The following is a 25306-nucleotide window of genomic DNA, read 5'->3' as shown; positions in this document are numbered from 1 at the left end:
CACGGCATCGCTAGGGCCTGAGTCAGGGGAAAATCCAAACTTTTGAAGGTATGCAGGGAAATCTGGACGTGTTCGCGTTAGACTCTCGGTAGAGATGACCACGCCGCCTGGCGTTTTTCATATTTGGAGCGGCACAGTCGGAGTTACTTTCCAGACGCGCACGATCGATTTCGAAATACCGGAGGAAAGCCTCGAAGGAGAAGAGCCGGTCAGCATCACGAGTTTTGGGATGACCGTCATTTTCCATCGTGTTTCTGACGATTATGCGGAGCTCGCCGGACCGAATGGGCGCCGCATTCAGATCGACGCTCTCCTGCGCGCAGAACAAGCATGGGCCGCTCATCGAGCGTCGGACGGAGGGTCTGGGTGATCAATCCGGCCCCATCGCCTCCGCCCTCTCTCGGGGTGTTTCTGGTCGGGACGGGCCGGTTCTGTCGCCGCGCGCAAGCGGCATCCTCTCCGCTTCGAATTCGCAGCATATGCTACTGTACGTTTTGCGAGATCAACTCGATCTCGATGCTGTCAGGAGGCGACCGTCATGGCCAAAGCTCACGACGACCACAACATCCCGTCTGAAGTCCGAGAGGCGATAAAGCAGTTCCTCGCTGCCGCTCATAAAGAGAAGGAGCCGTTCGCAGTGTCCGAGGCGCTCGGAGCAGTACGGCGCGTTTTCCCAGATCTCAGTGTCTCAGATAGCGAACTCATGGACGCGATCGCGAGCGAAGCATCAGTTGCAGGATTTGAGATAGATTATGACGGCGAGCAAGAGCCCAAGACGATCAGGCGGAAAGCCCTCGAACGGTGGGATGACGAGGGAGGAGCCATAGGCAGGAACGGCCGCAGCCAGTGAACCAGCCGAACTCTCTATTCCCGGCATATGAGACCGGATGGGCTCCGAGCCTGCTTACTGAACTGGCGCGAAAATCTCTTTGGAGGCAACCTAGCCTCCCAGTCAGCCGTTACGGGCCTATTAAGGGGAGGTGCGCATGCGCAATCGAACTGCGGCCCTATTGGCGCTCATAGCCCTTGCTGTCCTTGCAGCTGGCATCGTCCTTCTAGGAAGGGAGAACCTGCGCGCCACTGGGGAGGAAGAAAGCCCTCCTAGCGTTGCAGCCCCGGAGAAGGGCCAAGATTAGTAATTGGACGAGATAGCCCGAACACGCGCCCATGCCGCCCCTGCTTCAGTTCTTGGCCTCACGCTGACGCCGACGCTTGTTCTGCTTACGGGGCTCCATGGAAAACTCGGTTGATCAGCCCGCGGCTTGTCCTTTCAACCGAACAGATCTCGGAACTGCTCGACGATATTGAGCGCAGGGGCCGGTCGAGTTAGCATCCTTTTTTTGGAATGTAGGGTTGGCTTGGCGCCCCGGTCGGCGGTGTAAGCCGCAAGCGGGGGGCCGCGGTGGTCGCGGCCCACACTGTTACTCTTTGTCTTTCAAGCGTTTCCGGATCTTGTCTTCGGTCTCGCCAAGGCCATGCTTCGTGCGCTCGTCGAGCCCACCAGCAGTACCTCCTTCTTTCATCGGCTTATCGCCGCTGGCCTTGCGGATTTTCTCTTTTTCTTGATCGGAATGCGGTTGGTTCTTCATGTCTTTGTTCATGGGACTCTCCATCGTCTGCGGAACCAACATACCCACGGTCTGAATGTTCCCCGGTTCAAGCGACAGATCCTCTGAAGTGACGGTCGTCTTGCAGGCCAAGGCGGACACATTTCTGCGCAACATCAAGAGCGCCGAGCAGACGTTCATCGGCAGTCTCGACCGGATCAAGAACGAGGCCGATCAGGACGGGAGTACCCTTGCGATACAGATCGCGCTGCTGGGTGCGGGGACGATAATTGCGCTTCTGGGGCGGTTCCAGGATCTCTGAAGCGACGGCGATCCACCGCACGACCTGGCGGTGCCCCCTATCAAGGGCCCCGCCAGTTTCGCCTTGCCAGAGCTTATTGCATGGTAGTCTGGCCGGGTGGTGGCGGTGCACTCATGTCGTCAGGTCCAGACATCGTGGTTTGCCCTGGAGGGGGAGGCGAGTCAGCGGGCCCGGACATCGTGGTTTGTCCCGGGGGCGGTGGCGGATCATACGTCGGTTCTGATGTGCTACCGCAACCCGCCAAAGCAATTGCGGCGACAGCGGCAAATGACATCGGAAGAAGTTTCTTCACGTTGCGCTCCTTCAACTTCGGTGCACCCCGTCCGCCGGCGGTTTTGTCACATTCTTCATGCGTGCACAAAAGTCACAACTCATGAACCGTGTTCACGGTGATGTTGGTAGGGGAAGCCGGTTTCCGGCGCGGAAGGTCGCGCCTTGAGTGCTGTGGCTACCCCGGCACTCTTGGGAGCTTCAGGACATCGGAGAAGGTAGCGCGTTGGGATTGCAGCGATATGACGACGGCCCACCACCCTTTTTCGGGAGCGGCCGGATAAGCCGTTGCCCTAAGCGGGGAACAAATCGCCGCGTCCGCAGTTCGTCGCAATGCAACGCCAGTTGCTGTTCACCCCCCCGTGAACCACCGGCCCAGGCCCCCCACCTGGGCCGGTTCTTTTGTGCCAAAGTGTGCAACTCAAAACGGGCCCTATCTACAGTGCCTTCAGGTGGTTAGGTCAGAGGCGCTGCTGAGCCTATATGGGCTTGAAGAAAATGTGCGGATTGAACATGGCCGAAAGTCTGTCGAGATCCGCCTTCCAATCGATCGGCTCAGTAGGGTTCTGATTGTCCGACACTTCTATCGCCCAACCTTCAGCCAAAAATTCGAATATCCCCACCAGAACGGACCTCGGATCCTTAAAAAGGAAATTATGGACTTCCAAGTCTATCAGCGGACGATGCTCCTTGATCGTCTCCCGCGCCCCTCTCAACGCCGCGAGTTCGGACCCTTCGACATCGATCTTTAGGAAATGGACCTGTCGTTTGCGCCCAAACTGCAGGTCTAGCGGCACGATCGAAACGGACACATCTCCGCTAGAAGATGCAACACCATTGCCATGGTGAGATAGGGCCAAGGTGTTCATCACAGTATCCCCGATACCGTATGGGAAAACCTCCACATTCACGAGGCGATTTAGTTCCACATTTCGGCGCACAATTTCAGCGTTATCCGGAAGTATTTCATAGGAATAGACAAACCCATCAGGGCCAACCAGTTTGCTGAAGAGCAACGTCATGATGCCGTGGTGCGCACCACAATCAGCAGCCACCATACCTGGCTTGATGTTGTCTACGCACCATCGGCGCTCGATCATTTCCTGATTTTCTGGACCGTACCAATCCTCTGCGACAGGGTCGGTAATTAGGAAGTCGAACGACATCCCATACATCTGCCTGCCTTTGACAACATATTCTTCGAATTCCGCTCTCATGCACGCCCTCCCGGCAGATTGAGATGGTCTCCTCGACTCGATCCTAAGTTTAGAAACAGCAAATCTCAATGTCTCACGCGGTTCATAAATGGCGCCGATGAATACGTGACCTGAACCGTCTCATTGGGGGCAAGTTCGACGGTGTGCCCGGTATTGGTGAATGCAGTCACGCCCGCCACCACAATCGCCGAAACGGTTCCGCCCGAAATATAGATCGTCTCTGGAGACGGCCCCGCGCGATGGGTGAACGGTGATGCGCCGACCGCGATCGAGGAGCCGACTGGCGTATCGTTGTAGCCGGCATTCCCCTCAATGCGATTGTTGAGGCCCGTGGCACTGTTGATGGTGGTGGACGTGTTGCCGCGCATCGTGTTGTTCTGAATTTCGATGCGATCCCCTGCACCGGCTGCAATGAACATCCCATTGGAGTTTCCGGCGAAGCCGTCGCTCGCTCCGATCGTCATATTCCGCACGGAAACGTCGCTGACGCCAGCCGCTAACTCGACACCGATATTATTCCCTGCGGCGACACCCCCGTTGACGCGGGTGTTCTTCCACTTTGCGTCTGTGAGCTTGAGGCCGCTGCCTGAGTTCAGAACGAGCTCGCACCCATCGATTTCGACGCCATCGCTGGCTCCCGTACCCATCGACGCGAGAACGATACCTTCCCCTTGGCCGGCCGTGGAAAACCAGCTCGATGAAGCCATGATCCGAGCGATATTGCCCGAACCGGTGGCCGTGCACCACAGTGCCGCCTGCGATGCACTGTCGAGATAGCACTTGGCGGTGATCGTCGTGTTCAAGACGCTGTCGCCATCTTCGACATCGATCAACATCGAAAAGAGGCCCTGGAGGAACTGGCAGCCTACGAACGTCGTGGCCGTGCCGCTCTTGAGCCGCGCACCGGCATAGTGATGGTCCGACGTGTCGTTGGCGACGGTGACGAAACTCACCTGCACGCTGTGCGGTGCCGCAACGCCACGACCTCGGTATCGTGCCGGGCGATGCGGACATCTCCGGCCATCGCGACAATCGCACCGGAGCTGCAATGGCGAAGCATGCGAACACGTCTTGTCAGGGCCGGAGCCCATCGTATTGCCCTGTAGAGCGCGATGGATTGTTCGAAATCACCGCCACGGGAATCGATGACGATATCCAGATGCCGCGCGGTTACTTCTGCAGGTCACGGTAGCGGTCGATGTTGTTCTGCAATGACACCTTGAAGAAGAGATTGCTCATGCTGCACGCTCCCCCGGCCAGCCGGCCTTTTCGAAATGTTCTCGGCGCGGATGCGTCAGTTTGAAGGCGTCGCCCCGAAGCCTCTGCGCGGCCCGGCAATTTTCCAGCACCAAGGCCACCAGGGTGCAGACAATCGCGGAATCGTCGTCGTCGATTTCGGCGCCGATCCTGAGAAGAGCGAGCGAGAGGTCCGCAGCGCGATGAAGGGGGGCCTCCATGTCGCCAATTACATCGAAGGTTGTCCGGGCGGAGTCGTCGGCGGGAAGCTTCATGATTGAGCCCTACCTTTGACCGGAAAGGCAATGTCGAAGTCCGTGGGATACTCAGTGACATTTTCCAGCAGGATCGATTGCCGGCTGGGCGCAGATGGGAGGATATGGATCACCCATTGCTCGCCAGGCACGTCGCTCTCGATCCATTCGTCAATCGCCTCCACCAATTCTCGACAGAGGCGGCGCAGGCGCGCGATCGGTAGTTCTGATTGCCCGGTATCGGAGCGCGTGGTATCTATTCCATCGTTCATTTCAAATCCTCCAGTGGGTTGTTCGGACGTAGGCTCGGCGGTGTTGCAGCACTGGCCGGGCCTTTTCGTTTTCGGATAAGTCATGCAGCCACCTCGTCGCGTTCGGCCATCCGGGCGGCGATGTACTCGTTGACTTCCTCCTCAACGAATGCCTTGCGGATGCTACCGGGGAACGAAACGGGCTTGGGGAAATGGCCGTCGCGGACCTTCTGCCACAACGTCGTGCGCGACTAAGTTGTACGCCGGCAGGTTTCTTTTATGGATATGAGGTTGTGCACATGTGACTCCTTCGATTGAAGCAGTCACATTCAGTAAGCACGGCTCGGCCGGCTGTAATTCAGAGCTATTCGCGTTCGGGAAGCGTAGCTCTGAATGCTCGCCATGAGTCTAGCGCCGCGCGGGGGTTGCCCGGCAAGCGCAAAGCATTGAATGCACCGATCATGAATTCCGCGAAACACCCGGCCTCTGTCATGCTGTTTGGCGCATGGGTGCCCGTCCGCTCGAACCAAACCGCTTGCAGATGTCGGGCGATGCCTGCGTTTACCAGGTTGCGGCGGCCCGCCCGCGGCGCGGTGTCGATAACCTTACGCGCGCTCGGCAGGATCTCATCTATTAGCCCGACAAGCCTGTGAATCCTTGACAGATAAAGCTTCATTGCATGTTCGGGAAGGTTTGCGTCTTCAATCGCCGCGCCAAGCAATTCCATCTCCCCCCTAACGTCAGAGTGCAGCGAATACCACAACTTGGAAAATTCGTTCACGAGTTGGCGCAGCTTTGCCAGCTTCTCGCGTTCGCGTTGAGCGTTCATCGCACCCAGGCCGGCAGACGGAAGCCAGAGCGGCATCATCACATATTCAGCATCAAGCCGGTCGCCGATCGCAGGCGCTGGACCAAGGTGCTCATCAAGAAATTTGTCTAATTCCTTCTGACTACTCTCGAACTCGTCGTCGGTCCAACTGCCGGGCCACGCCATCACACGGCCTCCGGGCGGCGCAGCGGCCGGACCTTGGCTTCACGACCTTCAATTACTCCCCCTAGATGCTCCGCCCACATGTCGAGCGCGCGGCGCTTCTCTGGCTCATACTGGTTACGATTGTAGACGCCGGCGACGCCGGCCCGGAAGCCGGAGATATGATTCAGCACGGCCTCGACGATGTGCGGCGCGATGCCGAGCGCCGCCATGCCAGTGGCAACCGTGCGGCGAATGTCGTGAGGCGTCCAAGGCGCCTCCGCCTTCTGTAGCTTGAGCCTCACGGCTTTGGCGATGGCATTACTCTCGATCGGCTCGCCTACGCGTGAGAACAGCGGCGCGTCTAGTTCATCGTCAGCTTTGTCGAGTGCCCTTTCCACGATCTCCAGGGCGGTCGGCGATAGCGGCACCACATGGGCGAGCCCGTTTTTCGTCCTCGTGCCGGGTATGGTCCATAGCGCCCGGTCGGTATCCACCTCTCCGCGCGACATGCCACAGACTTCACCGGAGCGTTGGCCGGTGAGGAAGAGCAGGCGGAGAATGTCTTTTGTGGGCTCGCTCACAGCCGCCTCAGGAAGCGCGCTCCAAATCGTCCGCATCTCCGCATCGGAAAGCACACGATCGCGTTTCACTGCCTTTCCACGAGGCTTTACGCCAATGGCCGGAGAGGCATCCAGATAGTCGCTGTCAACGGCCCAGTTGAACATCTTTCGGACAACGGCGAGGATTTGGGTCGACTGCGCCACATGCCCAGCCTCGGCTTTCGCTTCGATGATGTCGAGCAAGTCACGCCGCTTGACCGCCACCGCCTTCATACGGCCAATTTCGGGATAGACTTCGCGCTTCAGAAGACGCTCGTCCTCGGCCCAGGTCTTCTTTCGCCGCTTGGCGTATTTCTCGATGTAAAGCTCGCCCAGCTTCTCCACAGTCATGGCAGCCTTGCGGGCGCGCTTTTCCTCGGAAGGGTCTTCGCCCGCCGAAACCGCCGTGACCATCTTCAGCGCGGCAGTGCGAGCCTTCTCCAGCGGCATGGCCGGGAAGCGGCCGACCTTCACGCGCTGCTTTGTGCCGTCGCTCTCTCTGGTGAAAACCACGTTCCAGGTCTTCGTGCCATTGGGCGACACGCGCAGGGCAAGCCCGCGCACCATCTCATCTTGATAATCCGTCCGCTCCTGCACCTTCACGGTTTCGCAGAAACGGGTGGTGAGGTTCTTTCTCGGCATGAGCTCCACCTACTTATGTTCAGCCTACTTATCTCGCCTTGGGTTCCGTATGGGTTCCAGAAGTGCGAAACTCGTGCGAACGACCTTGAACAAGGTGAAACACACAATCCCTTGAAATGCAATGTGTTGCGGGGTTGTTTCCTGTTTACCGCTGTTTGAGAATGTTCTGTCAGACGCCACTTTTAATCAGTAGGTCCAGGGTTCGAGCCCCTGCGCGCTCACCAAAATCGGAACATAAGCCGAAAATTCACCCGATTTCACGCGCCATTCGGCGTGCCAGAATCGCCCAGAATTCCAGGCTGTTGCCTGGGTTGGCGCAGTGTCGGTGGCGTATGGGAGGCTTGCCGGTTTGCTTTGGCCGAGATGGCTCAGGTCTGAGAGGGTTGGTCGAGACGGGAAACGGAAAGCACGCCGCTCAAATCATAAGGCGGTGGTTCAAAAAACGTCCCCAATTCGAAACCGCGTTGCGCGCCCTGTCCGGGAAGAAGAACGTTCAACATCGTTTTCGAAACAAAGAGATAACCCCTCCCGCATTGTTTGCGGAAGGGGCGCACGCGGCGCTTGTCAGCTTGGATAGCGTCGACGTTAGTCAAGCATTCCTGATCGGCTCTTGCCCTTCTCGCTAATACCGCTCGTCGCACGGCGCGGTGTAGATGCTTCCGTCCGCCGCCCGGTATCGACAAAATTCCTGTCCCTGCCGCCGCGGCGTTGTCGCTGAGCCAATGACACCACCGAGAATCGCTCCACCTGCCGCGCCGGCGAGCGTGCTCTTTGTATCGCGGCCGAGTGCCTGTCCAGCAAGCGCTCCAGCGCCCGCACCCAGCAAAGCCCCGGTTCCCGCGCGTTGCTGCTGCTCATTCGCCGCGCAACCAGCTAGCGCCACCGCCAAAAGCACCACCGGGACAAATGCCCATTTACGAATTTTCATGGTCGATTCTCTCCATAACTCCCCCTGCGCCACTCTGATAGCAGGAGGCGCAGAAGCAGACCACTGGCATGCTGAAAAAAGCCCACCGTATGATGCCGGCAGGGCGCCGTCTGTCGCGGTGGTGTAGTGGCACCGGCATGCCAACGGTTGCGGCGGTCGCGCATCACCATATCACCTTCGATAGGCTTAAGGCAGTCGCTGCGCGCAGCGTAAAAAGTCGATTCCCTCATCGTCAAAGCAGGTGGCGATTCCGAAGAACTCTCGATCGGCCTCGAGCCGCAGGAGGTCCACTATCGCCGGGCGCAAGCCCAGGCACGCATCCGAGTGACTCCCGCAGCTCGCCAGCGCATGCCTTTCGCAGGAACCATTCTGCTCCCCTCATGAGTTGTCGTATTCCTCATCAGGAGGCGAAGATGATTTTCATGACCGCTCTGTCGATCGCGTTGGTGCTGCTTTCAGTCCTCATCCACTATGAGGCTCTACGGATAACCAGTGCAGTGCTTCCCACTCAGGAAGACCACAACCGCTCGCGCATCCTGGTGGCCTTCATAGGCATCCTTTGCGCACACCTGCTATCGATTCTGATGTTCGCGGGCAGCTACGCCTATCTGCACTCGATCCGGCGTTTCGGCAGCCTTGACGGCAAGATCGAGGGCAGCCTCGTCGACTTCGTGTACTTTTCTCTTATGAGCTTCACCACCCTGGGCGTGGGCGACATCTATGCGACGGGGCCGATGAGGATCATCGCGGGGTTTCAGGCCCTGAATGGATTTGTCCTCATCGGATGGTCCGCGTCCTTTGCCTATGTCGTGATGCAGCGAACCGAAACCTAGCGCGAACCTGTCCGCGCTTCGCACGTTCTGTCGCACGGCGGGCCACGGGAAAAGACTGGAGTGCTGTGTTGTCCAAGTGGCGCCAGATCAGGGAATGGAGAAAGACGCACCCACGCGAGGACAAACCTCCGCCGGAGGCGATCCCTCCCCTGCTCCCGACCCTCGTCAAAGCGATCCCGCAGGGTCCGGATTACGAGGTGAAGTGGGACGACTACCGGATCGGTGTGCATCTGAAGGACTGCCAGGCACGAATCTACACCCGCAACCTTTTCGACTGGACCGAGCGCTTCCCATCGATCACCCGCGCCGTGAGGCTCTGAAGGCAACGGAAGCATTCATAGACGGCGAGGCCGTCGTGCTGGATGGAAAGGGCCAATTTCCCTGATCATCCGAGTGGCCATTGGAACGGCCGCTTCGCTGGAACGTTCCCTGCAATTCCGGCGACCAATCAGGAGATCCAGGCGTGTGCGCAGCTTTCTGATCCTGACCGCCTTTATCCTCTGCGCCGTCACGTTTTCGGGGAAAGCCCTCGCCCAGGACGGTGGGGAGGAATCCGCCGAACCTTTCGCGTTCGATCTCGAGGCGATCAACGAGGGCCTGCCGCCGGCGGATCCACCTCTTCAACTCGACACGCCGCTCGCGGCAATCGAAGCTTTTCTCGACGCAGTCCAGAACGAGGATTTTGCCAGGGCTGCGCATGTTCTCAATCTGAATGCGATTCCAGTTGAGCAGCAGAGCGAGCGGGGGCCCGAGCTCGCTCTCAGGATGGCGTTCGTACTCAGGCGGTTTGATCTGGTGGACTGGAGCGAACTGCCCGACCAACCGGACGCGCGCGTTCTGCGATGTCCAACGGTCGGTTGCTCCCTACAGCCGGCGGTCGGTCGAACTTGGAGAGGTAATGCTTAACGGGCGGCCCGTTCCGATCAGTATTCAGCGCTTCCATACCGGTGAGAAAGAGGCGACCTGGCACTTTTCTCCCTTCGCCGTGCAGCATGTGAGCGACGTTTTTTTTGAAATTAAACCGGGACTTCTCGGCCGCTGGATACCCCTGAGGGAGCGCCTGAAGTCGTTAGGAAGGCCCTCGATATGGGAGTGGTCGGCAGCCTCTGCCCTGCTCCTGGCGGCTGTCCTCTTCGGTCTCTTGGTCCGCTTTCTCGCGCGCCTTGTTTCACGCCGCATGTCACCCCTGAGAGCGCAAAAGGCACAGAAACTCGTCTCGCCGCTCGCCATCTTGTCGGCAGCGCTCGCGTTTCGCGCGGGAACACAGCACCTCTTTTTGCTTACCGGACCGGTCGCGGCGTATCTCGACATCGTGTCCGATTGGTCGCGTTTGCAGCGGGAGCATGGCTGCTCGTGCGGATCGCGGACTTTCTCACGCTCGGGCTGAGCGAACGCTACGTGGTCCCGCTGGCGGAAGACGACCCGGAAAACCGCCGCATCAAGACGACTACCTATGTTGCACGGCGCCTGGCGCTCGCCGTGATCGCGCTTCTTAGCATCGGCTATGTACTGGTGCGGGTAGGACTTTTCGAGGATTTCGGCATTTCGGTATTGGCGTCTGCAGGTGCTCTCGGCGTCCTCGTGGCGATCGCTGCCCGACCGCTCCTGGGCAACATGGTATCGGGGCTGCAGATTGCCATGACCGATCCGGCACGTATTGGCGACATCGTTGTCTTCGACGGGCAGTGGGCCATCGTCGAGGACATCTCCTTCGCGCATACTGTCCTACACACATGGACCGATACGCGGCTGATCGTCCCGCACTCGGAGTTGCTATCGCGGCCCTTTGAGAACTGGTCGAAAAAAGGCGAGGCGGTGAAGCAGATCGTGAAGCTGCCGGTCGATTATCGCATCGATGTCGACAAGATCCGGGAGAAGGTCGCGGCGATCGTCAAGGACGATCCCCGCTCGACAGACGACAAGCCACTTGTCGAGATGGCCGAAATCACCGGCGAAACCGCGGTGCCGTGGATTTGGATAGCAGGGACGGATTCCTTTTCCTGCTGGTATCTGCACAACGCGGTGAAGGAAAAACTGATTGCTTACCTGATAGACCTCGATGGAGGGGCCTACTTGCCCCGGAAGCGCCATTTGCTCGTATCGGAGAGCGACCAGGAGCTTGGGGCGCGCTAAGTCGTCTGGTCACTTGTCCGCAACAGCGGCCGCGTCTTCCATCTTGATTAACAGGACGGTCACCTACTTACGTCATCGTAAAGGACCGGTATGGGCACCTGTTCCCGAACGAGGATCACGCAACGGCGATGGGTAAAATCGCCAGACGCATTATGCAACATGACAGGCTTTGCCCCTACCGCACCGCCCGAAATCAAATTGGTTTCGGAAAGCAGCATGATACGTGGGTTCAACGGCTTGCAGCGTCCCTTTCAGGTCCATAAGAACGCGCGGCGCCCATGTCCCGCAGCACCGGCATGAGGGCCTCGGGCAGATCCTCGGCGATCAGCCCCGGCCCCACCGCCCTGCCCGCCTCGGCGTGCAGGTAGACCGCCGCGCAGGCCGCCTCGAAGCCGGGCATGCCCTGCCCCATAAGCCCGGCGATCATTCCCGCCAGCACGTCGCCGGAGCCGGCGGTGGCGAGATCGGGCGTCGCATTGGCGTTGATCGCCGTGCGCCCGTCGGGCGCCGCGATAACCGTATCGGCACCCTTAAGCACGACGACGGCATGGGCCCGCACGGCCGCGTGGCCAGCCCTTTCCGGCTTTGACAGGGCCTCCTCACCCGCGAGATCGGGAAACAGGCGGGCGAACTCGCCCTCATGCGGCGTCAGCACCAGCGTGGAAGCACTCTTGTCCGCGGCTTCGAAAAGAGGCGCAGGATCGTCGGCAAAGGCGGTGATCCCATCGGCGTCCAGAACGAGGTGCGCACTTTGTGCGGCCGCCGATCCGGACAGAACCCGTTCGGCGAAGCGGCGGGCCCGTGACCCGACGCCGAAGCCGGGCCCGAGGACGAAAGCGCAAGGTCGGCGCTGTTCCATGAAAGCCTGAAGCTCGGCCTCATCCTCGACGCGGCGCAGCATGATGGCCGTCAGATGCATGGCATTGACCGCAAGGGCAGAGGCCGGAGAAAGAAGGGTGACGGCGCCGGCACCGATGCGCGCCGCGCCGCGTGCGGCAAGCCGCGCCGCGCCCGTCACCGTCGGCGGTCCGCCAAAGACGCCGACATGGCCGCGCCGGTATTTGTGTGTGTCGTAACGAAGCCGTGGCAACAGCGCCCGCCAGAGCACCGGGCCGTTCTCAAAACAGGTGGGGCCGATCTCCTCCAGCACGCGCGCGGGGATGCCGATATCGGCAACGACCGTCTCTCCGCAAAGGTCACGCCCGGGATAGAGCAGATGGCCCGGCTTCCTGCGGAAGAAAGTGACGGTCAGGTCGGCGGCGAGTGCGGTTTCCAGCACGTGACCGCTCGCGCCCGAAACACCGGAGGGCAGATCGATGGCGACCGCCTGCACCTTCGCCGCCGCCGCCCTTTCGAGCGCAGTGCCCGCTGCTCCCTCCAGGGGCTTGGAAAGCCCGGCGCCGAACAGGGCGTCGACCACCAGCCGCCCGCCTGCCGGGCGGAAATCCGCCAGCGGGCCGGCATCGAGCGGACATTCCTCGGCCGCGCGGCCGCCATCCGTACCGGGCGGCGGCGGCGCTTCACGCCAAACGCGCACGTCGAGGCCGTTTTCCGCCAGGAGCCGCGCGACGACATAACCGTCTCCGCCATTGTTGCCCGGTCCGCACAGGACGTCGTAGCCGGCAGCATCGGTAAAGCGCGACAGGATCTCGGCCGCCACCGCCGCCCCGGCATTCAGCATGAGCCGGTAACTGCCGCCGTCTTCCGCCGCCAGTCGGTCGGCGACCGCCATTTCGTCGGGCCGGAGAAGCTCGTGCATGAAAAATCATCCCTCAAAAAAACATGGGGAGGATATTGGCGCGCCCCGGCGCTCAGGTAAATGGCGCCATGCCATGCTCATTCCTTTTGCACCGTGCACATTATTTGATCACGCGTTAGAGTGGGCCTGCCGCGCCCGTCTCGCGCGTCGGAGAGATATGCGCGAGGGGTGCCGCCATTCAGACGCCGCCTGAAGGCGGGAAGAGGCGGAAAAACGGCCCCTCCCGCCGGTTGGCATGGTTCGTGCATAGGAAGAGGCGAGCGGGGGGCGCACCCTGCTTTCAAGCAATCGGAGGCCGCCGAAACATGAAGAAGATCGAGGCGATCATCAAACCGTTCAAGCTCGACGAAGTGAAGGAAGCGCTTCAGGAAGTCGGGTTGCAGGGCATCACCGTCACCGAGGCCAAGGGCTTCGGGCGGCAGAAAGGCCACACGGAACTCTATCGGGGCGCCGAGTATGTCGTGGATTTCCTGCCGAAGGTGAAGATCGAGGTGGTGCTTTCCGACGACATGGTCGAGGCGGCGGTGGAGGCCATCCGCAAGGCCGCTCAGACGGGACGGATCGGCGACGGGAAGATTTTCATCACCAATGTCGAGGAAGTCATCCGCATCCGGACGGGCGAAACCGGCCCCGATGCGGTTTGAACCGACCGGCACCGATTGTAGCAATGTGTCAAAGGACAGGATCTGAAAGAAGATGACGACAGCACAGGATATTTTGAAGCAGATCAAGGACAACGACGTGAAATTCGTCGATCTGCGCTTCACCGATCCCAAGGGCAAGCTGCAGCACGTGACGATGGATGTCGTGGCGGTCGACGAGGACATGTTCGCCGACGGCGTCATGTTCGACGGCTCCTCGATCGCCGGTTGGAAGGCGATCAACGAGTCCGACATGGTGCTGATGCCGGAGCCTGAGACGGCCCATATGGACCCGTTCTTCGCCCAGTCGACGATGGCCATCGTCTGCGACATCCTCGACCCCGTCTCCGGCGAGGCCTACGGCCGCGACCCGCGCGGCACCGCGAAGAAGGCCGAAGCCTATGTGCGGGCGGAAGGTATCGGCGACCAGGTCTTTGTCGGTCCCGAAGCCGAGTTCTTCATCTTCGACGACGTGAAGTTCAAGGCCGATCCCTACAACACCGGCTTCAAGCTCGACTCGACCGAGCTTCCCTCCAACGACGACACGGACTACGAGACGGGTAATCTCGGCCACCGTCCGCGCACCAAGGGTGGCTATTTCCCCGTCCCGCCGGTCGACTCGTGCCAGGACATGCGCTCGGAGATGCTGACGGTGCTCACCGAAATGGGCGTCGTCGTCGAGAAGCATCACCACGAGGTCGCCGCCGCCCAGCACGAACTCGGCATGAAGTTCGACACGCTGACGCGCAACGCCGACAAGCTGCAGATCTACAAGTACGTCGTCCACCAGGTGGCCAATGCCTACGGCAAGACGGCGACCTTCATGCCCAAGCCCGTCTATGGCGACAACGGTTCCGGCATGCATGTCCACCAGTCCATCTGGAAGGACGGCAAGCCGACCTTCGCCGGCAATGAATATGCCGGATTGTCGGAGACCTGCCTCTATTACATCGGCGGCGTCATCAAGCATGCCCGCGCCATCAACGCCTTCACCAACCCGTCCACCAACTCCTACAAGCGTCTGGTGCCGGGCTTCGAGGCGCCGGTCCTGCTTGCCTATTCGGCACGCAACCGTTCGGCTTCCTGCCGCATTCCCTTCGGCTCCTCGCCGAAGTCCAAGCGCGTGGAGGTACGCTTCCCCGACGCGATGGCAAACCCCTATCTCGCCTTCGCGGCCATGCTGATGGCCGGCCTCGACGGTATCAAGAACAAGATCCATCCGGGCCAGGCCATGGACAAGGATCTCTACGACCTGCCGGCAAAGGAATTGAAGGAGGTTCCGACCGTCAGCGGCTCGCTGCGTGAGGCGCTGATGAACCTCGACCAGGACCGCGCCTTCCTGAAGGCCGGCGGCGTGTTCGACGACGACCAGATCGACGCCTACATCGAGCTGAAGATGGCCGAGGTGCTGCGCTTCGAGATGACCCCGCACCCGGTCGAGTTCGACATGTACTACTCCGCCTAAAGGCGGCGATCCGCTCATATTGGGGGGCGGCAGCAAACCCCGGGCCTTTCGGTCCGGGGTTTTTTGATGCGCGGAAGAAGGCGTTTACATCACACCGGCCGACCAGCCGACGATCTCGCCGGCCACGCTCTGGAAGGCCCGGTTGAGCGCGGCAACGAAGACTTGCGCGCCGCTGCCGGCAACCGGCTCGGTGGCAGTGAAATCTCGCGAGGCGCGCACGATGCCGTTGCGGTCGTTGAGCACGCGTGCGTTGATTTCCACCCACGCCTGGTCACGGCCCGGCCCGAGCTTTATCTCGAAGGCGCGAATGTCGAGGATGATCTGGTAGTCGATGGCAAGGCCGTCACCCGGACGGCCGACGCCGCCGAAACGGCCCGAGTCCTGATAGGCCTCGATCATTCTCGCCTGAACGAGCTTCGGAAGCCGGTCCGACCATCGGGCGCCGCCCAGGAGCTGCACCGCGCCATCGGCCGTACGGATCACCAGATCCTCACCGTCGAGCAGCCGCAGGGCGGCGGGCTCGGGCACGAGAATCTGCGTGCGGCTCAAGCGTCTGCCCTCGGTGGGCGGCATGGGCGCGCTGATCTCGTAGGCGTCGATCGGCGCCGGCCCGAACCCGGGGACAAGGGCGCATCCGCTGAGCAGGGATCCGGCGAGAACGAGCCCGCAAAGTGATAGCTTCATACGCAACGAAAAGCTCCCGACGGACTGCCCCACTCGTTCCGGTTACTTCTTGCGAAGCCGGCACACGCTTGTCAACGCCGGTTGCGGCCCTCGTAACGGCGAATCGAGCCCTCGCCGCCGGTTATGATGCGCTGCGGATTCTGCTCGAACTGGGTGATGGCGCTCTCGATCCGGCTGATGGACCGGCGGCTCTCGTTGACCAGGGCCTCGATGTCGCGCAGACCCTGACCGGAAAAGCGGGCAAGCCCGTCGGTGATTGGGCCGACACGGGACTGCAGCGTCTCGGCAACCTCGCGGAACGCCTGTAGCGTCGCCCGCGCTTCGGCGACGAGATCGTTGCCGTCTCCCGAATCCAGCATGTTGTCGACCTTGGTCAGAACGCCGTCCACGCGCACGGACGCCTGATTAAGTCGGCTCGCCAACTCCCTGGCATCGCTGATGAATTGGTCGATGTCCTCTTCCCGCTCGCTGATCGTTTCGCTGACCCTGGCGATGTCGGCGGAAGCCCGGTCGATCGACGAGCTCGCCTGCTCGAAGTTGCGCACGGCGTCGGCGACAGTCTGCGGATCGACCCCCTCGACGATGTTATCGACCCTGTCGATGGTCTGGTTTGCCTTTTGCGAAAATGAGTTGATCGAGGCAACGGCCTCGTCGACGCCGGCGACGATCGTGTCCAGTTGGTCGCTCGCGCTGGATAGGCGTTGAGTGAAGTTGTCTACATTTTCGAGAATCTCGGCAACCCGGTTCCTATCCACAGAATTTATGAGTTGCTCGGCGGCGGCAAGCGTGGAATCGAGACGACCGGAAACCTCCGAGATCGTCTGCGACAGTCCGCTTACATTCTCCAGGAAGGTGTCGATTCCGTCGGCGTTACGCGCCAGCCCGTCGGAAAAGCGCTCGACGTTCTGAAAGGTATTGATCAGGGGCTCTCCGGCATCCTCGACGAATCCCTCGAGGCGCCCGATCACCGAATCGGCCCGCGTAAGCAGGCTCTGCGTCGTCTGCAGCAGGTTGGCGATAGGCGACGGGGTGGCCATTATCACGGCGATCTCGCCCTGCTCCTCCGCGAGGTCGAGAAGATTGGGCTCGCCCGGGTCACCGCCCGACAGCTCGATATTGGCCTGCCCCGTCAGCCCGGCCAGGCCCACATCGGCCCTGGTCGAACGGGTGATCGGCGTCGACCGCCGAACGACCGCATCGGCGATGGCTACGCTCGGATTGTTGACATCCAGATGGACGCGGTTGACGTCACCCACCTTCACCCCGTTGAACAGGACCGCGCTGCCGGGACCGAGACCGGCGGCGGAGCCGGGGATGCGAAACTGGATCGGCGCGGTGGCGCCGCGATCTCCGAAGCCGGCAGTCCAGTAGATGAAGGCAAAGGCGGCGAGAATGGCCAAGACCGTGAAGAGGCCGACGATGACGTAATTGGCTCTGGTTTCCATGTACTACCGTTCTCTCGATCCGCCTTCGGATGGGACGATGCGCCGTGCGCGCTTGCCTCTGAAATAGGACTTCACCCACGGCTCCTCGCTGCGCATCATGTCTTCCACGGTACCTTCCACGAGGACCCGCTTCTTGCCAAGCACCGCAATGCGGTCGCATACGGTGAGCAAGCTGTCGAGGTCGTGTGTGACCATGTAGACCGTCAGGCCCATCGTATCACGCATCTTCGCCACAAGTTCGTCGAACTCGGCCGCACCGATGGGGTCGAGACCCGAGGTGGGCTCGTCCAGGAACACGATGTCGGGATCGAGCGCCAGCGCCCTCGCCAGGGCCGCACGCTTGATCATGCCGCCGGACAGTTCCGAGGGATACTTGTTCGCCGCGTCACGCGGCAGCCCCACGAGCTCGATCTTGAGCAGCGCCAGTTCGTCCATCAGCCTGCGCGGCAGGTCGATGTATTCGCGCATGGGCACCTGGATGTTCTCCAGCACCGTCAGCGCGGAAAACAGTGCACCCTGCTGGAACAGGACCCCCTGGCGCATGTCGATCAGCAGGCGCTCCTCATCGTCGACCTTCGACAAGTCTTTGCCGAACAGGCGTATCGTTCCGCCCGCCTTCGGCACCAACCCCAGGATGGTGCGCAACAGCACCGACTTGCCGGCGCCCGACGCACCCACGAAACCGAGGATTTCGCCGCGATAGACATCGAGGGATAGATCTTCCAGCACGGTCGTCGTGCCGAAGCGCACGGTCACGTCCTCCGCACGCAGGATGACCTCGCGCTCTCTGGCGTCCCCGGAAGCGTCCTGTCCTTGGAGTTCCGCCGTCATCAGAAATCGATCGCCGCGTAAAAAATGGCGAAGACGCCGTCGACGACGATGACGATGAAGATCGCCTTGACCACCGACGCCGTGACATGGGTTCCCAGCGACTCGGCGCTGCCGCCCACCTTCATGCCCTCGACCGAGGCGATGATACCGATGATCATAGCCATGAAAGGTGCCTTTATCAGTCCCGCGAAGACGCTGGTCAGGTCGATTGCGCCCCGCAACCGGTCAATGAAGGCGGCCGGGGCAATGCCGGAATAGAGCCAGGCCACGCCCATGGCGCCGCCGAGTGCTGCGAAGTTGGCGATGATGGTGAGGCACGGCACGGCAATGACCAGCGCAACGAGGCGTGGAAAGACAAGGACGCCGATCGGATTGAGCCCGATCACGGTCAGTGCATCGACCTCCTCGCGCATCTTCATGGAGCCGATTTCAGCCGTGATCGCGCTGCCGGACCGGCCGGCGATCATGATGGCCGTCATGAGCACACCGAGTTCTCGCATAACGAGGATTCCCACCAGGTCCACGACGAAGATCTCGGCGCCGAAATAGCGCAGCTGGAACGCACCCTGCTGGGCGATGATGGCACCGACGATGGCGGACATGAGCACGATGATGGGAATGGCGCCCACGCCCATGCGGTCGATCTGGCTGGTAATGGCGGCGGGATTGACGGCATGCTTACGCCCCAGCTTCATTTGCGCGCCGCTGATGGTGGCACCCAAGATGTTCAGGCCGTAGAGGATATCGTCGCGTATGTCGTAGACGGAGCGACCTAGGTTCGCCAGGATGCGGATGATCAGGAAGCGGCGCCGCTCTTCCGCCGGGGGCTCAGGCTCCTCGGCGACCGGCTCGACCGCTGCAAGCAGGACCTTGGCCGCCTCCGTTTCTCCCGAAACCTCGGTCACCGCGCCGCGGTGCTGCTGATCGGCGATGAGCCGCCCGATGAGCCATGCCCCGGCGGTGTCCAGTTGGTTGACGTCGGAAAGGTTGACGCGCAGCTCTTTCACGCCTTCCCGCTTCAAAAGGTCGCGCACCTGCCGGTCGACGTCCCCGACCGTTCTGGTCGTCCAGTTGCCCGCAAGACGGCAGTCGAGGACGCCCTCCCCGTTCTCCGCCAGGTTGATGCGCGGCCGGTCCGTATCGTCCTGCCCACTCCTGCCGCGTGCTTGCCTCAATGCTCCGAACACCATAAGCACCATCCATAGAGTGGAGCGACCGCGAAAGAAACCGCTTTTACCGGCAGAACGCGGGTATAGTGGCCGGCAGCGATTTTGTATCCGAGGTGTTCATGACGCGCACGCTGACTGTCAAGATCGAAAGCTTTCCCATCGCCGGGGTCTTCCGCATCGCCCGGGGCGCGAAAACGGAAGCCACGGTCGTCACCTGCATGATCGGCGAGGCCGGTGCGATCGGCCGTGGCGAGTGCGTGCCTTATGCCCGGTACGGCGAAAGCATGGAGAGCGTCGTCGCACAGATCGAGACGATGCGCGGCGAGATCGCCGAAGGGATCGACCGGCAGGCGCTGATGGAGCGCATGCCTGCCGGCGCGGCGCGCAACGCCGTGGATTGTGCCCTGTGGGACCTGGAGGCCAAGCGAACCAGCCGGCGGGTCGAGGATCTCGTCTGCGCTGCCCCTCCGGCTCCTCTCGTCACCGCCCAGACCGTTTCGCTCGGCACGCCGGAGGAGATGGCTGCCCAGGCCCGGGACAGCGCCGGCCCGCTCCTTAAGATCAAGGTCGGCGCCGAGAACGACGCGGCGCGCCTGGCCGCCGTTGCAGCCGCCGCTCCGGACAGCCGCCTGATCGTCGATGCCAATGAAGGCTGGAACGAGACCAATCTCGAGGAGAACCTGCGCGCGGCGGCGCAAATCGACGTCGCCCTCATCGAGCAGCCGCTGCCCGCCGGCAAGGACGCGATCCTCGGCGAGATCCCCCATCCGGTTCCGATCTGCGCGGACGAGAGCCTGCACACCGCCGACGATCTGCCGAGAATCAAGGATCTTTATGACGCCGTGAACATCAAGCTCGACAAGACCGGTGGGCTCACCGGCGCTATTCTCCTGCGCGACCGGGCACGTGAGCTCGGGCTTTCGGTGATGGTCGGCTGCATGGTCGGCACGTCGCTCGCAATGGCGCCTGCCGTCCTGCTCGCCCAGGGCGCCGATTTCGTTGATCTCGACGGACCGCTTCTTCTCAAGCGGGATCGCATTCCGGGTCTCGTCTATGCCGATTCGCGCGTCTTTCCGCCGGAGCCCGAAATGTGGGGCTGATCAGGCCGCCTCGGACACCTCCTGCCTGACACGCACCTTCGCTGGCCGGGGTTCGGTCGCGGGCGTGGCGATTCCGGTCCAGGTGACGATGTCGAAACGGCCGTCGAAATCCTCCACCAGCGCGGTGCAGCTTTCCACCCAGTCGCCGGTGTTCATGTAGTCGATCCCGTTGATCTCCTCGATCGCGGCGTGGTGGATGTGTCCGCAGATCACGCCGTCGACCTCGGCGCGCGCGGCCTCCTGCGCAAGCACGTTCTGGAAGGAGCTGATGAATTTGACCGCCTTCTTCACCCGCACCTTCGCCCAGGAGGAGAAGGACCAGTAAGGCCGGCGAAAGAGGCGGCGTACGACTCCGATCAGCCGGTTCACGACGATCGCGATGTCATAGGCCTTGTCGCCGAGATAGGCGAGCCAGCGGGCATTATGGACCACGGCATCGAACTGGTCGCCGTGTACGACGAGGAAGCGCCGCCCGTCTGCGGCCTCGTGAACGGCCCGGTCGGCCACGACGATGCCACCGAAATGCACGCCCTGAAACGACCGCAGGAACTCGTCGTGATTGCCGGCTATGTAGTAGATGTTGGTCCCCTTGCGCGCCTTGCGCAACAACTTCTGCACCACGTCGTTGTGCGCCTGCGGCCAGTGCCAGGAGCGCCTGAGCCGCCACCCGTCGACGATGTCGCCGACCAGATAGATCGTCTCGGCATCGTGATAGCGCAGGAAATCGACGAGGAATTCCGCCTTCGCCGGTCTGGAGCCGAGATGGATGTCGGAAATGAAGATGGTGCGGAAGGTGCGGGGCGCGGCAACGGGCATCGTGTCTTCCAGACAATGTGCGGTTGCGGTCCCTATGCCCCGATTCATGTCACAACCATGTGACGGTTGCCACACGAGGTTCCTGCGGGTAGACGATCAGGGCATCTTGCAATCGGGGGTACCGGATGGATCTCGGCATCAAAGGCAAAAACGCCATCATCTGTGCGTCGAGCCGTGGCCTGGGGCGCGGATGCGCCACGGCGCTGGCGGCGGCCGGCTGCAACATCGTCGTCAACGGACGTGATGAAAAGACGGTGCGGCAAACGGCGCAGGAGATTCGCGACCGCTTCGGCGTCACGGTTCACGAAGTCGCCGCCGACGTGTCGAGCCAGGCGGGGCAGAAGGCTCTGCTCGAGGCCTGCCCGGAGCCGGACATTCTCGTCAACAACAATGGCGGCCCTCCGCGCCGCGACTTCCGCGCGCTTTCACGCCAGGACATGCTCGACGGCGTGACGCAGAACATGGTCGTGCCGCTCGAGCTCATCCAGGCGACGATCGACGGCATGGCCGAGCGCGGCTTCGGGCGCATCGTCAACATCACCTCGCTGTCGGTCTATATGCCGATTGGGGGTCTCGACCTGTCATCGGGCGCGCGCGCGGGGCTGACGGCTTTCCTCGCCGGGGTCGCGCGCGGCTTTGCCGGCAAGAACGTCACCATCAACAACCTGCTGCCGGGCAAGATGGATACCGAACGCCTGCAGAGCGGCATCCGCTACGGCGCCGAGAAGACGGGAACCAGCTATGCGGAGCAGGCAGAGCGCCAGGCAGCGGAAATTCCGGCCAAGCGCTTCGGCACGCCGGAGGAATTTGGCCAGGCCTGCGCCTTCCTTTGCTCGACCCATGCGGGATATATCAGCGGTCAGAATCTGCTGATGGATGGCGGCCTCTATACCAGCGCCTTCTGACGATCACTTCTGCATCCGCATCTGCGGCGAACACTCCGGAAAACGAAGGAGAAGAAATTTGAAACTCTTGCGTTTTGGCAACAAGGGCTCGGAAAAGCCCGCCGTTCTGCACAGCGACGGCACCATACGCGACGTGTCCTCGCTCGTGCAGGACTTCACGCCCGAAACGATCTCCTCGGCCCTCACGCGCATTCTGGGCTCTGCCGATCTCAACAGCCTGCCGGAAGTGCCGGCCTCGGTCCGCATCGGCGCGCCGATCTCCCGCACCGGGCATTTCATCGCCATCGGCCTCAACTACGTCGACCATGCCGAGGAATCCGGCATGCCGGTCCCGGACGAACCGGTCGTCTTCTCGAAAGCGCCAAGTTCCCTCTCCGGCCCCGATGACGACGTCATGCTGCCCAAGGACTCGGTCAAGACCGACTGGGAGGTCGAGCTTGCCGTCGTCATCGGTGAGCGCTGCGACTACATCAACAAGGAAGACGCGCTTTCGGCCGTCTTCGGCTATGCGATCTGCAACGACGTCTCCGAGCGCGAATACCAGGCCGAGCGCGGTGGCCAGTGGATCAAGGGCAAGAGTGCGCCCACCTTCGGCCCGCTGGGGCCGTGGATCGTCACGACGGACGAGATTCCCGACCCGCAGAACCTAGACATGTTCCTGGACGTCAACGACGAGCGGCGCCAGACCGGTAACACCAGGACGATGATCTTCACGGTGGCCGAGATCGTCTCGTATCTCTCGCGCTTCATGGTTCTGGAGCCGGGCGATGTCATCACGACCGGCACGCCCCCCGGCGTTGGGCTCGGAATGAAGCCGCAGGTCTATCTCAAGGCCGGCGACGAGATGCGCCTCGGCATTGCCGGCCTCGGCGAACAGCACCAGCGTGTGGTTACCCGCCAGTCATAATCCGGCGGAAAGGGGGAACGGTCATGGCGGAGCGCAAGGAAATGGCGGAGAAGGGTTCGGACCTCGACGAGAGCGCCCTGTTTTTCCATCGCTATCCCATCCCGGGAAAGCTGGAGATCCAACCGACAAAGCCGCTCGGCAACCAGCGCGACCTCGCACTGGCCTATTCGCCGGGCGTCGCCGCGCCTTGTCTAGCCATCAAGGACAACCCCCAAATGGCCGCCGAATACACCTCCCGCGCCAATCTGGTCGCCGTTGTGTCGAACGGCTCCGCCGTGCTCGGCCTGGGCGACATCGGGCCGCTCGCCTCCAAGCCGGTAATGGAGGGCAAGGCTATCCTCTTTAAGAAATTCGCCGGCATCAACGTCTTCGATATCGAGGTCGACGCCAGCGAGGTCGATGCGCTGGTCAATACGGTCGCAGCGCTCGAGCCCACTTTCGGCGGAATCAATCTCGAGGACATCAAGGCGCCGGAGTGCTTCGAGGTCGAGGAGCGGCTGAAGGAGCGGATGTCCATCCCCGTCTTTCACGACGACCAGCACGGCACCGCCATCATCGTCGCCGCCGGCATCCTCAACGGGCTCGAGCTTGCCGGCAAGAAAATCGAGACTGCCAAGATCGTCACCTCGGGCGCGGGCGCGGCGGCGATCGCCTGCCTCAACCTCCTCGTCTCGCTCGGCGCCAAGGTCGAGAACATCTGGATCACCGACCGCCACGGCGTGGCGTATCGCGGGCGCACGGAGGAGATGGACCGCTGGAAAGAGCCCTATCTGAAGGATACGGACAAGCGTGAACTGGCCGAGGTCATCGGCGGCGCGGACGTCTTCCTCGGGCTGTCGGCCGCCGGCGTCCTGAAGCCGGAAATGCTGGCCGAAATGGCGGAGAAGCCGCTGATCATGGCGCTCGCCAATCCCGTGCCCGAAATCATGCCGGAGGCCGCGCGGGAAGCCCGCCCCGACGCCATGATCTGCACGGGGCGCTCGGACTACCCGAACCAGGTCAACAATGTCCTGTGCTTCCCCTATATCTTCCGCGGCGCGCTCGACGTCGGCGCCTCTGCGATCAACGAGGAAATGAAGCGCGCCGCCGTACAGGCGATCGCCGCCCTTGCCCGGGAGGAGCCTTCCGACGTCGCCGCGCGGGCCTATTCGAGCGAAACGCCCAGCTTCGGTCCGGAATTCCTGATCCCCTCGCCTTTCGATCCGCGGCTGATTTTGCGCATCGCCCCGGCGGTCGCCAAGGCGGCCATGGAAGCAGGCGTCGCGTCGCGGCCGATCGAGGATATGGAAGCCTATCTCGACCGGCTCAACCGCTTCGTTTTCCGCTCGGGCCTGGTGATGAAACCGGTCTTCTCCGCCGCCAAGCAGGCCGGGCGCAAGCGTGTCATCTATGCCGACGGCGAGGACGAGCGGGTGATGCGTGCCGCCCAGGTGGTGCTTGAGGAAGGCATTGCCGAGCCGATCCTGATCGGCCGGCCGAGCGTGGTGGAGACACGGCTGAAGCGCTACGGCCTGAAGATCAGGCCCGGCACCGATTTCGAGATCATCAATCCCGAAGACGATCCGCGTTACCGGGCCTATGTCGACCTTCTGATCCGCATCGCCGGCCGCCGCGGCGTGACCACCGAGGTTGCACGCACACTCGTGCGCACGAACACGACGGTGATCGCCGCCCTGGCGATGATGCGCGAGGAAGCCGATGCGATGATCTGCGGCCTGGAGGGCCGCTTCGAGCGCCACTTGCGCTATGTCGACGCGATCATCGGCCGGCGCGAGGGTGTACGCGAGGTTTCCGCTCTCTCGCTCCTGATCACGCAACAGGGCGTGATGTTCTTCACCGACACCTATGTGACCGTCGATCCCTCCGCTGAAGCGATCGCCGAGACCACCATCCTGGCGGCGGAGGAAATCCGCCGTTTCGGCATCGTGCCGAAGGCCGCGCTTCTGTCCCACTCGGATTTCGGCTCGCGCGATTCAAAGAGCGCGCTGAAGATGCGCGAGGCGGTCGCCATCCTCCACCGCATGGCGCCGGACCTGGTGGCCGACGGAGAGATGCATGGCGATTGTGCCTTGTCGGAGAGCTTGCGCCAGCGGGTCTATCCGCACGCGGAACTGCAGGGCGAGGCCAATCTTCTGGTGTTCCCGAACCTTGACGCGGCGAACATCACGCTGACGACCGTCAAGGCGATGACCGATGCACTGCATGTCGGCCCGATCCTTCTCGGCCCTGCCCGGCCGGCGCACATCCTCACCCCATCCGTCACCTCGCGCGGCGTCGTCAACATGACGGCCATCGCCGCGGTTGAGGCCCTTCAAAGCCAGAGCCGCGCCGCGGCCCTCCCGGCCACCACCTGAAAGGCAGGTCCGGCGCAATCGCGCG

General features: G+C 61.9%; 31 protein-coding genes. 14 read left to right on the top strand and 17 right to left on the bottom strand.

What is annotated here, in order from left to right; genetic code table 11:
• Positions 1–94 precede the first annotated feature (94 nt).
• Positions 95–370 (top strand): hypothetical protein, encoded by a 276-nt coding sequence (locus SIN08_RS10275; RefSeq protein ID WP_322451481.1) that lies wholly within the window; start codon positions 95–97, stop codon positions 368–370.
• A 168-nt stretch (positions 371–538) separates the two neighbouring features.
• Positions 539–850: a hypothetical protein gene (locus SIN08_RS10270; protein WP_322451480.1), complete on the top strand. Its 312-nt coding sequence runs from the start codon at positions 539–541 to the stop codon at positions 848–850.
• Between the two features lie 571 nt (positions 851–1421).
• Here the strand turns inward: SIN08_RS10270 and SIN08_RS10265 are convergent.
• Positions 1422–1601: a hypothetical protein gene (locus tag SIN08_RS10265; RefSeq protein ID WP_322451479.1), complete on the bottom strand. Its 180-nt coding sequence runs from the start codon at positions 1599–1601 to the stop codon at positions 1422–1424.
• 76 nt (positions 1602–1677) lie between these two features.
• Here SIN08_RS10265 and SIN08_RS10260 point away from each other — a divergent pair, with 76 nt between their 5' ends.
• Positions 1678–1869, top strand: a complete 192-nt coding sequence (locus SIN08_RS10260) for a hypothetical protein (protein WP_322451478.1) — start codon at positions 1678–1680, stop codon at positions 1867–1869.
• Between the two features lie 749 nt (positions 1870–2618).
• Here SIN08_RS10260 and SIN08_RS10255 read toward each other — a convergent pair.
• The 10 genes from SIN08_RS10255 to SIN08_RS10215 all read right to left on the bottom strand — a co-directional run bounded on the left by SIN08_RS10255 (position 2619) and on the right by SIN08_RS10215 (position 8239).
• On the bottom strand, positions 2619–3356 hold the full coding sequence (locus SIN08_RS10255) for an FkbM family methyltransferase (protein WP_322451477.1): 738 nt from the start codon (positions 3354–3356) through the stop codon (positions 2619–2621).
• A gap of 65 nt (positions 3357–3421) precedes the next feature.
• Entirely contained in the window at positions 3422–4309 is an 888-nt protein-coding gene (locus tag SIN08_RS10250; RefSeq protein ID WP_322451476.1) for a hypothetical protein, read from the bottom strand.
• On the bottom strand, positions 4306–4515 hold the full coding sequence (locus SIN08_RS23635) for an ATP-dependent Clp protease proteolytic subunit (RefSeq protein WP_416208050.1): 210 nt from the start codon (positions 4513–4515) through the stop codon (positions 4306–4308). Before SIN08_RS23635 ends, SIN08_RS10250 begins: the two co-directional genes overlap by 4 nt.
• A 76-nt stretch (positions 4516–4591) precedes the next feature.
• Complete coding sequence (locus tag SIN08_RS10245; RefSeq protein WP_322451475.1) at positions 4592–4867, bottom strand: hypothetical protein; 276 nt, start codon at positions 4865–4867, stop codon at positions 4592–4594.
• Positions 4864–5202, bottom strand: coding sequence for a hypothetical protein (locus tag SIN08_RS10240; protein ID WP_322451474.1), 339 nt, complete (start codon positions 5200–5202; stop codon positions 4864–4866). The genes SIN08_RS10245 and SIN08_RS10240 overlap by 4 nt, the downstream gene beginning before the upstream one ends.
• Entirely contained in the window at positions 5199–5336 is a 138-nt protein-coding gene (locus SIN08_RS10235) for a hypothetical protein (protein ID WP_322451473.1), read from the bottom strand. The genes SIN08_RS10240 and SIN08_RS10235 overlap by 4 nt, the downstream gene beginning before the upstream one ends.
• A 125-nt stretch (positions 5337–5461) precedes the next feature.
• Positions 5462–6091, bottom strand: a complete 630-nt coding sequence (locus tag SIN08_RS10230) for a hypothetical protein (RefSeq protein WP_322451472.1) — start codon at positions 6089–6091, stop codon at positions 5462–5464.
• Entirely contained in the window at positions 6091–7311 is a 1221-nt protein-coding gene (locus SIN08_RS10225) for a tyrosine-type recombinase/integrase (RefSeq protein WP_322451471.1), read from the bottom strand. The genes SIN08_RS10230 and SIN08_RS10225 overlap by 1 nt, the downstream gene beginning before the upstream one ends.
• A 368-nt stretch (positions 7312–7679) precedes the next feature.
• On the bottom strand, positions 7680–7904 hold the full coding sequence (locus tag SIN08_RS10220) for a hypothetical protein (protein ID WP_322451470.1): 225 nt from the start codon (positions 7902–7904) through the stop codon (positions 7680–7682).
• A gap of 29 nt (positions 7905–7933) precedes the next feature.
• Positions 7934–8239, bottom strand: coding sequence for a glycine zipper 2TM domain-containing protein (locus tag SIN08_RS10215; RefSeq protein ID WP_322451469.1), 306 nt, complete (start codon positions 8237–8239; stop codon positions 7934–7936).
• A 413-nt stretch (positions 8240–8652) separates the two neighbouring features.
• On the opposite strand from SIN08_RS10215, the gene SIN08_RS10210 reads away from it, so the two are divergent.
• From SIN08_RS10210 to SIN08_RS10190, 5 genes are all read left to right on the top strand, one after another.
• Positions 8653–9072 (top strand): ion channel, encoded by a 420-nt coding sequence (locus SIN08_RS10210; protein WP_322451468.1) that lies wholly within the window; start codon positions 8653–8655, stop codon positions 9070–9072.
• A gap of 68 nt (positions 9073–9140) precedes the next feature.
• On the top strand, positions 9141–9392 hold the full coding sequence (locus tag SIN08_RS10205; protein ID WP_322451467.1) for a hypothetical protein: 252 nt from the start codon (positions 9141–9143) through the stop codon (positions 9390–9392).
• 145 nt (positions 9393–9537) lie between these two features.
• Positions 9538–9978, top strand: a complete 441-nt coding sequence (locus SIN08_RS10200; protein ID WP_322451466.1) for a hypothetical protein — start codon at positions 9538–9540, stop codon at positions 9976–9978.
• Positions 9971–10459: a hypothetical protein gene (locus SIN08_RS10195; RefSeq protein WP_322451465.1), complete on the top strand. Its 489-nt coding sequence runs from the start codon at positions 9971–9973 to the stop codon at positions 10457–10459. Before SIN08_RS10200 ends, SIN08_RS10195 begins: the two co-directional genes overlap by 8 nt.
• Positions 10426–11205 carry a mechanosensitive ion channel family protein gene (locus tag SIN08_RS10190; protein ID WP_322451464.1) on the top strand — a complete coding sequence of 260 codons (780 nt, stop codon included), beginning with the start codon at positions 10426–10428 and terminating at the stop codon, positions 11203–11205. Before SIN08_RS10195 ends, SIN08_RS10190 begins: the two co-directional genes overlap by 34 nt.
• A 229-nt stretch (positions 11206–11434) precedes the next feature.
• Here the strand turns inward: SIN08_RS10190 and SIN08_RS10185 are convergent, their stop codons facing one another.
• Positions 11435–12964: an NAD(P)H-hydrate dehydratase gene (locus SIN08_RS10185; RefSeq protein ID WP_322451463.1), complete on the bottom strand. Its 1530-nt coding sequence runs from the start codon at positions 12962–12964 to the stop codon at positions 11435–11437.
• 305 nt (positions 12965–13269) lie between these two features.
• On the opposite strand from SIN08_RS10185, the gene SIN08_RS10180 reads away from it, so the two are divergent.
• Positions 13270–13608: a P-II family nitrogen regulator gene (locus SIN08_RS10180; RefSeq protein WP_322451462.1), complete on the top strand. Its 339-nt coding sequence runs from the start codon at positions 13270–13272 to the stop codon at positions 13606–13608.
• Positions 13609–13660: 52 nt separating this feature from the next.
• Positions 13661–15070: a type I glutamate--ammonia ligase gene (gene glnA / locus SIN08_RS10175; RefSeq protein WP_322451461.1), complete on the top strand. Its 1410-nt coding sequence runs from the start codon at positions 13661–13663 to the stop codon at positions 15068–15070.
• An 84-nt stretch (positions 15071–15154) separates the two neighbouring features.
• Here the strand turns inward: glnA and SIN08_RS10170 are convergent, their stop codons facing one another.
• From SIN08_RS10170 to SIN08_RS10155, 4 genes are all read right to left on the bottom strand, one after another.
• The gene (locus tag SIN08_RS10170; RefSeq protein WP_322451460.1) at positions 15155–15754 is read right to left on the bottom strand and encodes an ABC-type transport auxiliary lipoprotein family protein; all 600 of its coding nucleotides are present in this window, start codon (positions 15752–15754) and stop codon (positions 15155–15157) included.
• Positions 15755–15825: 71 nt separating this feature from the next.
• The gene (locus SIN08_RS10165) at positions 15826–17199 is read right to left on the bottom strand and encodes an MlaD family protein (RefSeq protein ID WP_322451459.1); all 1374 of its coding nucleotides are present in this window, start codon (positions 17197–17199) and stop codon (positions 15826–15828) included.
• 3 nt (positions 17200–17202) lie between these two features.
• Positions 17203–18030 (bottom strand): ABC transporter ATP-binding protein, encoded by an 828-nt coding sequence (locus SIN08_RS10160; RefSeq protein WP_322451458.1) that lies wholly within the window; start codon positions 18028–18030, stop codon positions 17203–17205.
• On the bottom strand, positions 18030–19220 hold the full coding sequence (locus tag SIN08_RS10155) for an ABC transporter permease (protein WP_322451457.1): 1191 nt from the start codon (positions 19218–19220) through the stop codon (positions 18030–18032). Before SIN08_RS10155 ends, SIN08_RS10160 begins: the two co-directional genes overlap by 1 nt.
• 98 nt (positions 19221–19318) lie before the next feature.
• On the opposite strand from SIN08_RS10155, the gene dgcA reads away from it, so the two are divergent.
• Complete coding sequence (gene dgcA, locus SIN08_RS10150) at positions 19319–20299, top strand: N-acetyl-D-Glu racemase DgcA (protein WP_322451456.1); 981 nt, start codon at positions 19319–19321, stop codon at positions 20297–20299.
• On the opposite strand, the gene SIN08_RS10145 is transcribed toward dgcA, so the two are convergent.
• The gene (locus SIN08_RS10145; RefSeq protein WP_322451455.1) at positions 20300–21115 is read right to left on the bottom strand and encodes a UDP-2,3-diacylglucosamine diphosphatase; all 816 of its coding nucleotides are present in this window, start codon (positions 21113–21115) and stop codon (positions 20300–20302) included.
• A gap of 125 nt (positions 21116–21240) precedes the next feature.
• Between SIN08_RS10145 and SIN08_RS10140 the strand changes: the two genes are divergently transcribed.
• From SIN08_RS10140 to SIN08_RS10130, 3 genes are read left to right on the top strand one after another with little or no spacing between them, the layout of a single operon-like run.
• A complete protein-coding gene (locus SIN08_RS10140; protein ID WP_322451454.1) occupies positions 21241–22020 on the top strand; it encodes an SDR family oxidoreductase in 780 nt (259 codons plus the stop codon).
• Between the two features lie 58 nt (positions 22021–22078).
• Complete coding sequence (locus SIN08_RS10135; protein WP_322451453.1) at positions 22079–22927, top strand: fumarylacetoacetate hydrolase family protein; 849 nt, start codon at positions 22079–22081, stop codon at positions 22925–22927.
• A gap of 23 nt (positions 22928–22950) precedes the next feature.
• Positions 22951–25281, top strand: a complete 2331-nt coding sequence (locus SIN08_RS10130) for an NADP-dependent malic enzyme (RefSeq protein WP_322451452.1) — start codon at positions 22951–22953, stop codon at positions 25279–25281.
• Positions 25282–25306 lie beyond the last annotated feature (25 nt).

This window comes from Chelativorans sp. M5D2P16 (assembly GCF_034427935.1).
Lineage (GTDB): Bacteria > Pseudomonadota > Alphaproteobacteria > Rhizobiales > Rhizobiaceae > Chelativorans.
Note: the sequence above shows the minus strand (reverse complement) of the source record. Positions and strands in the feature narration are given on the sequence as shown.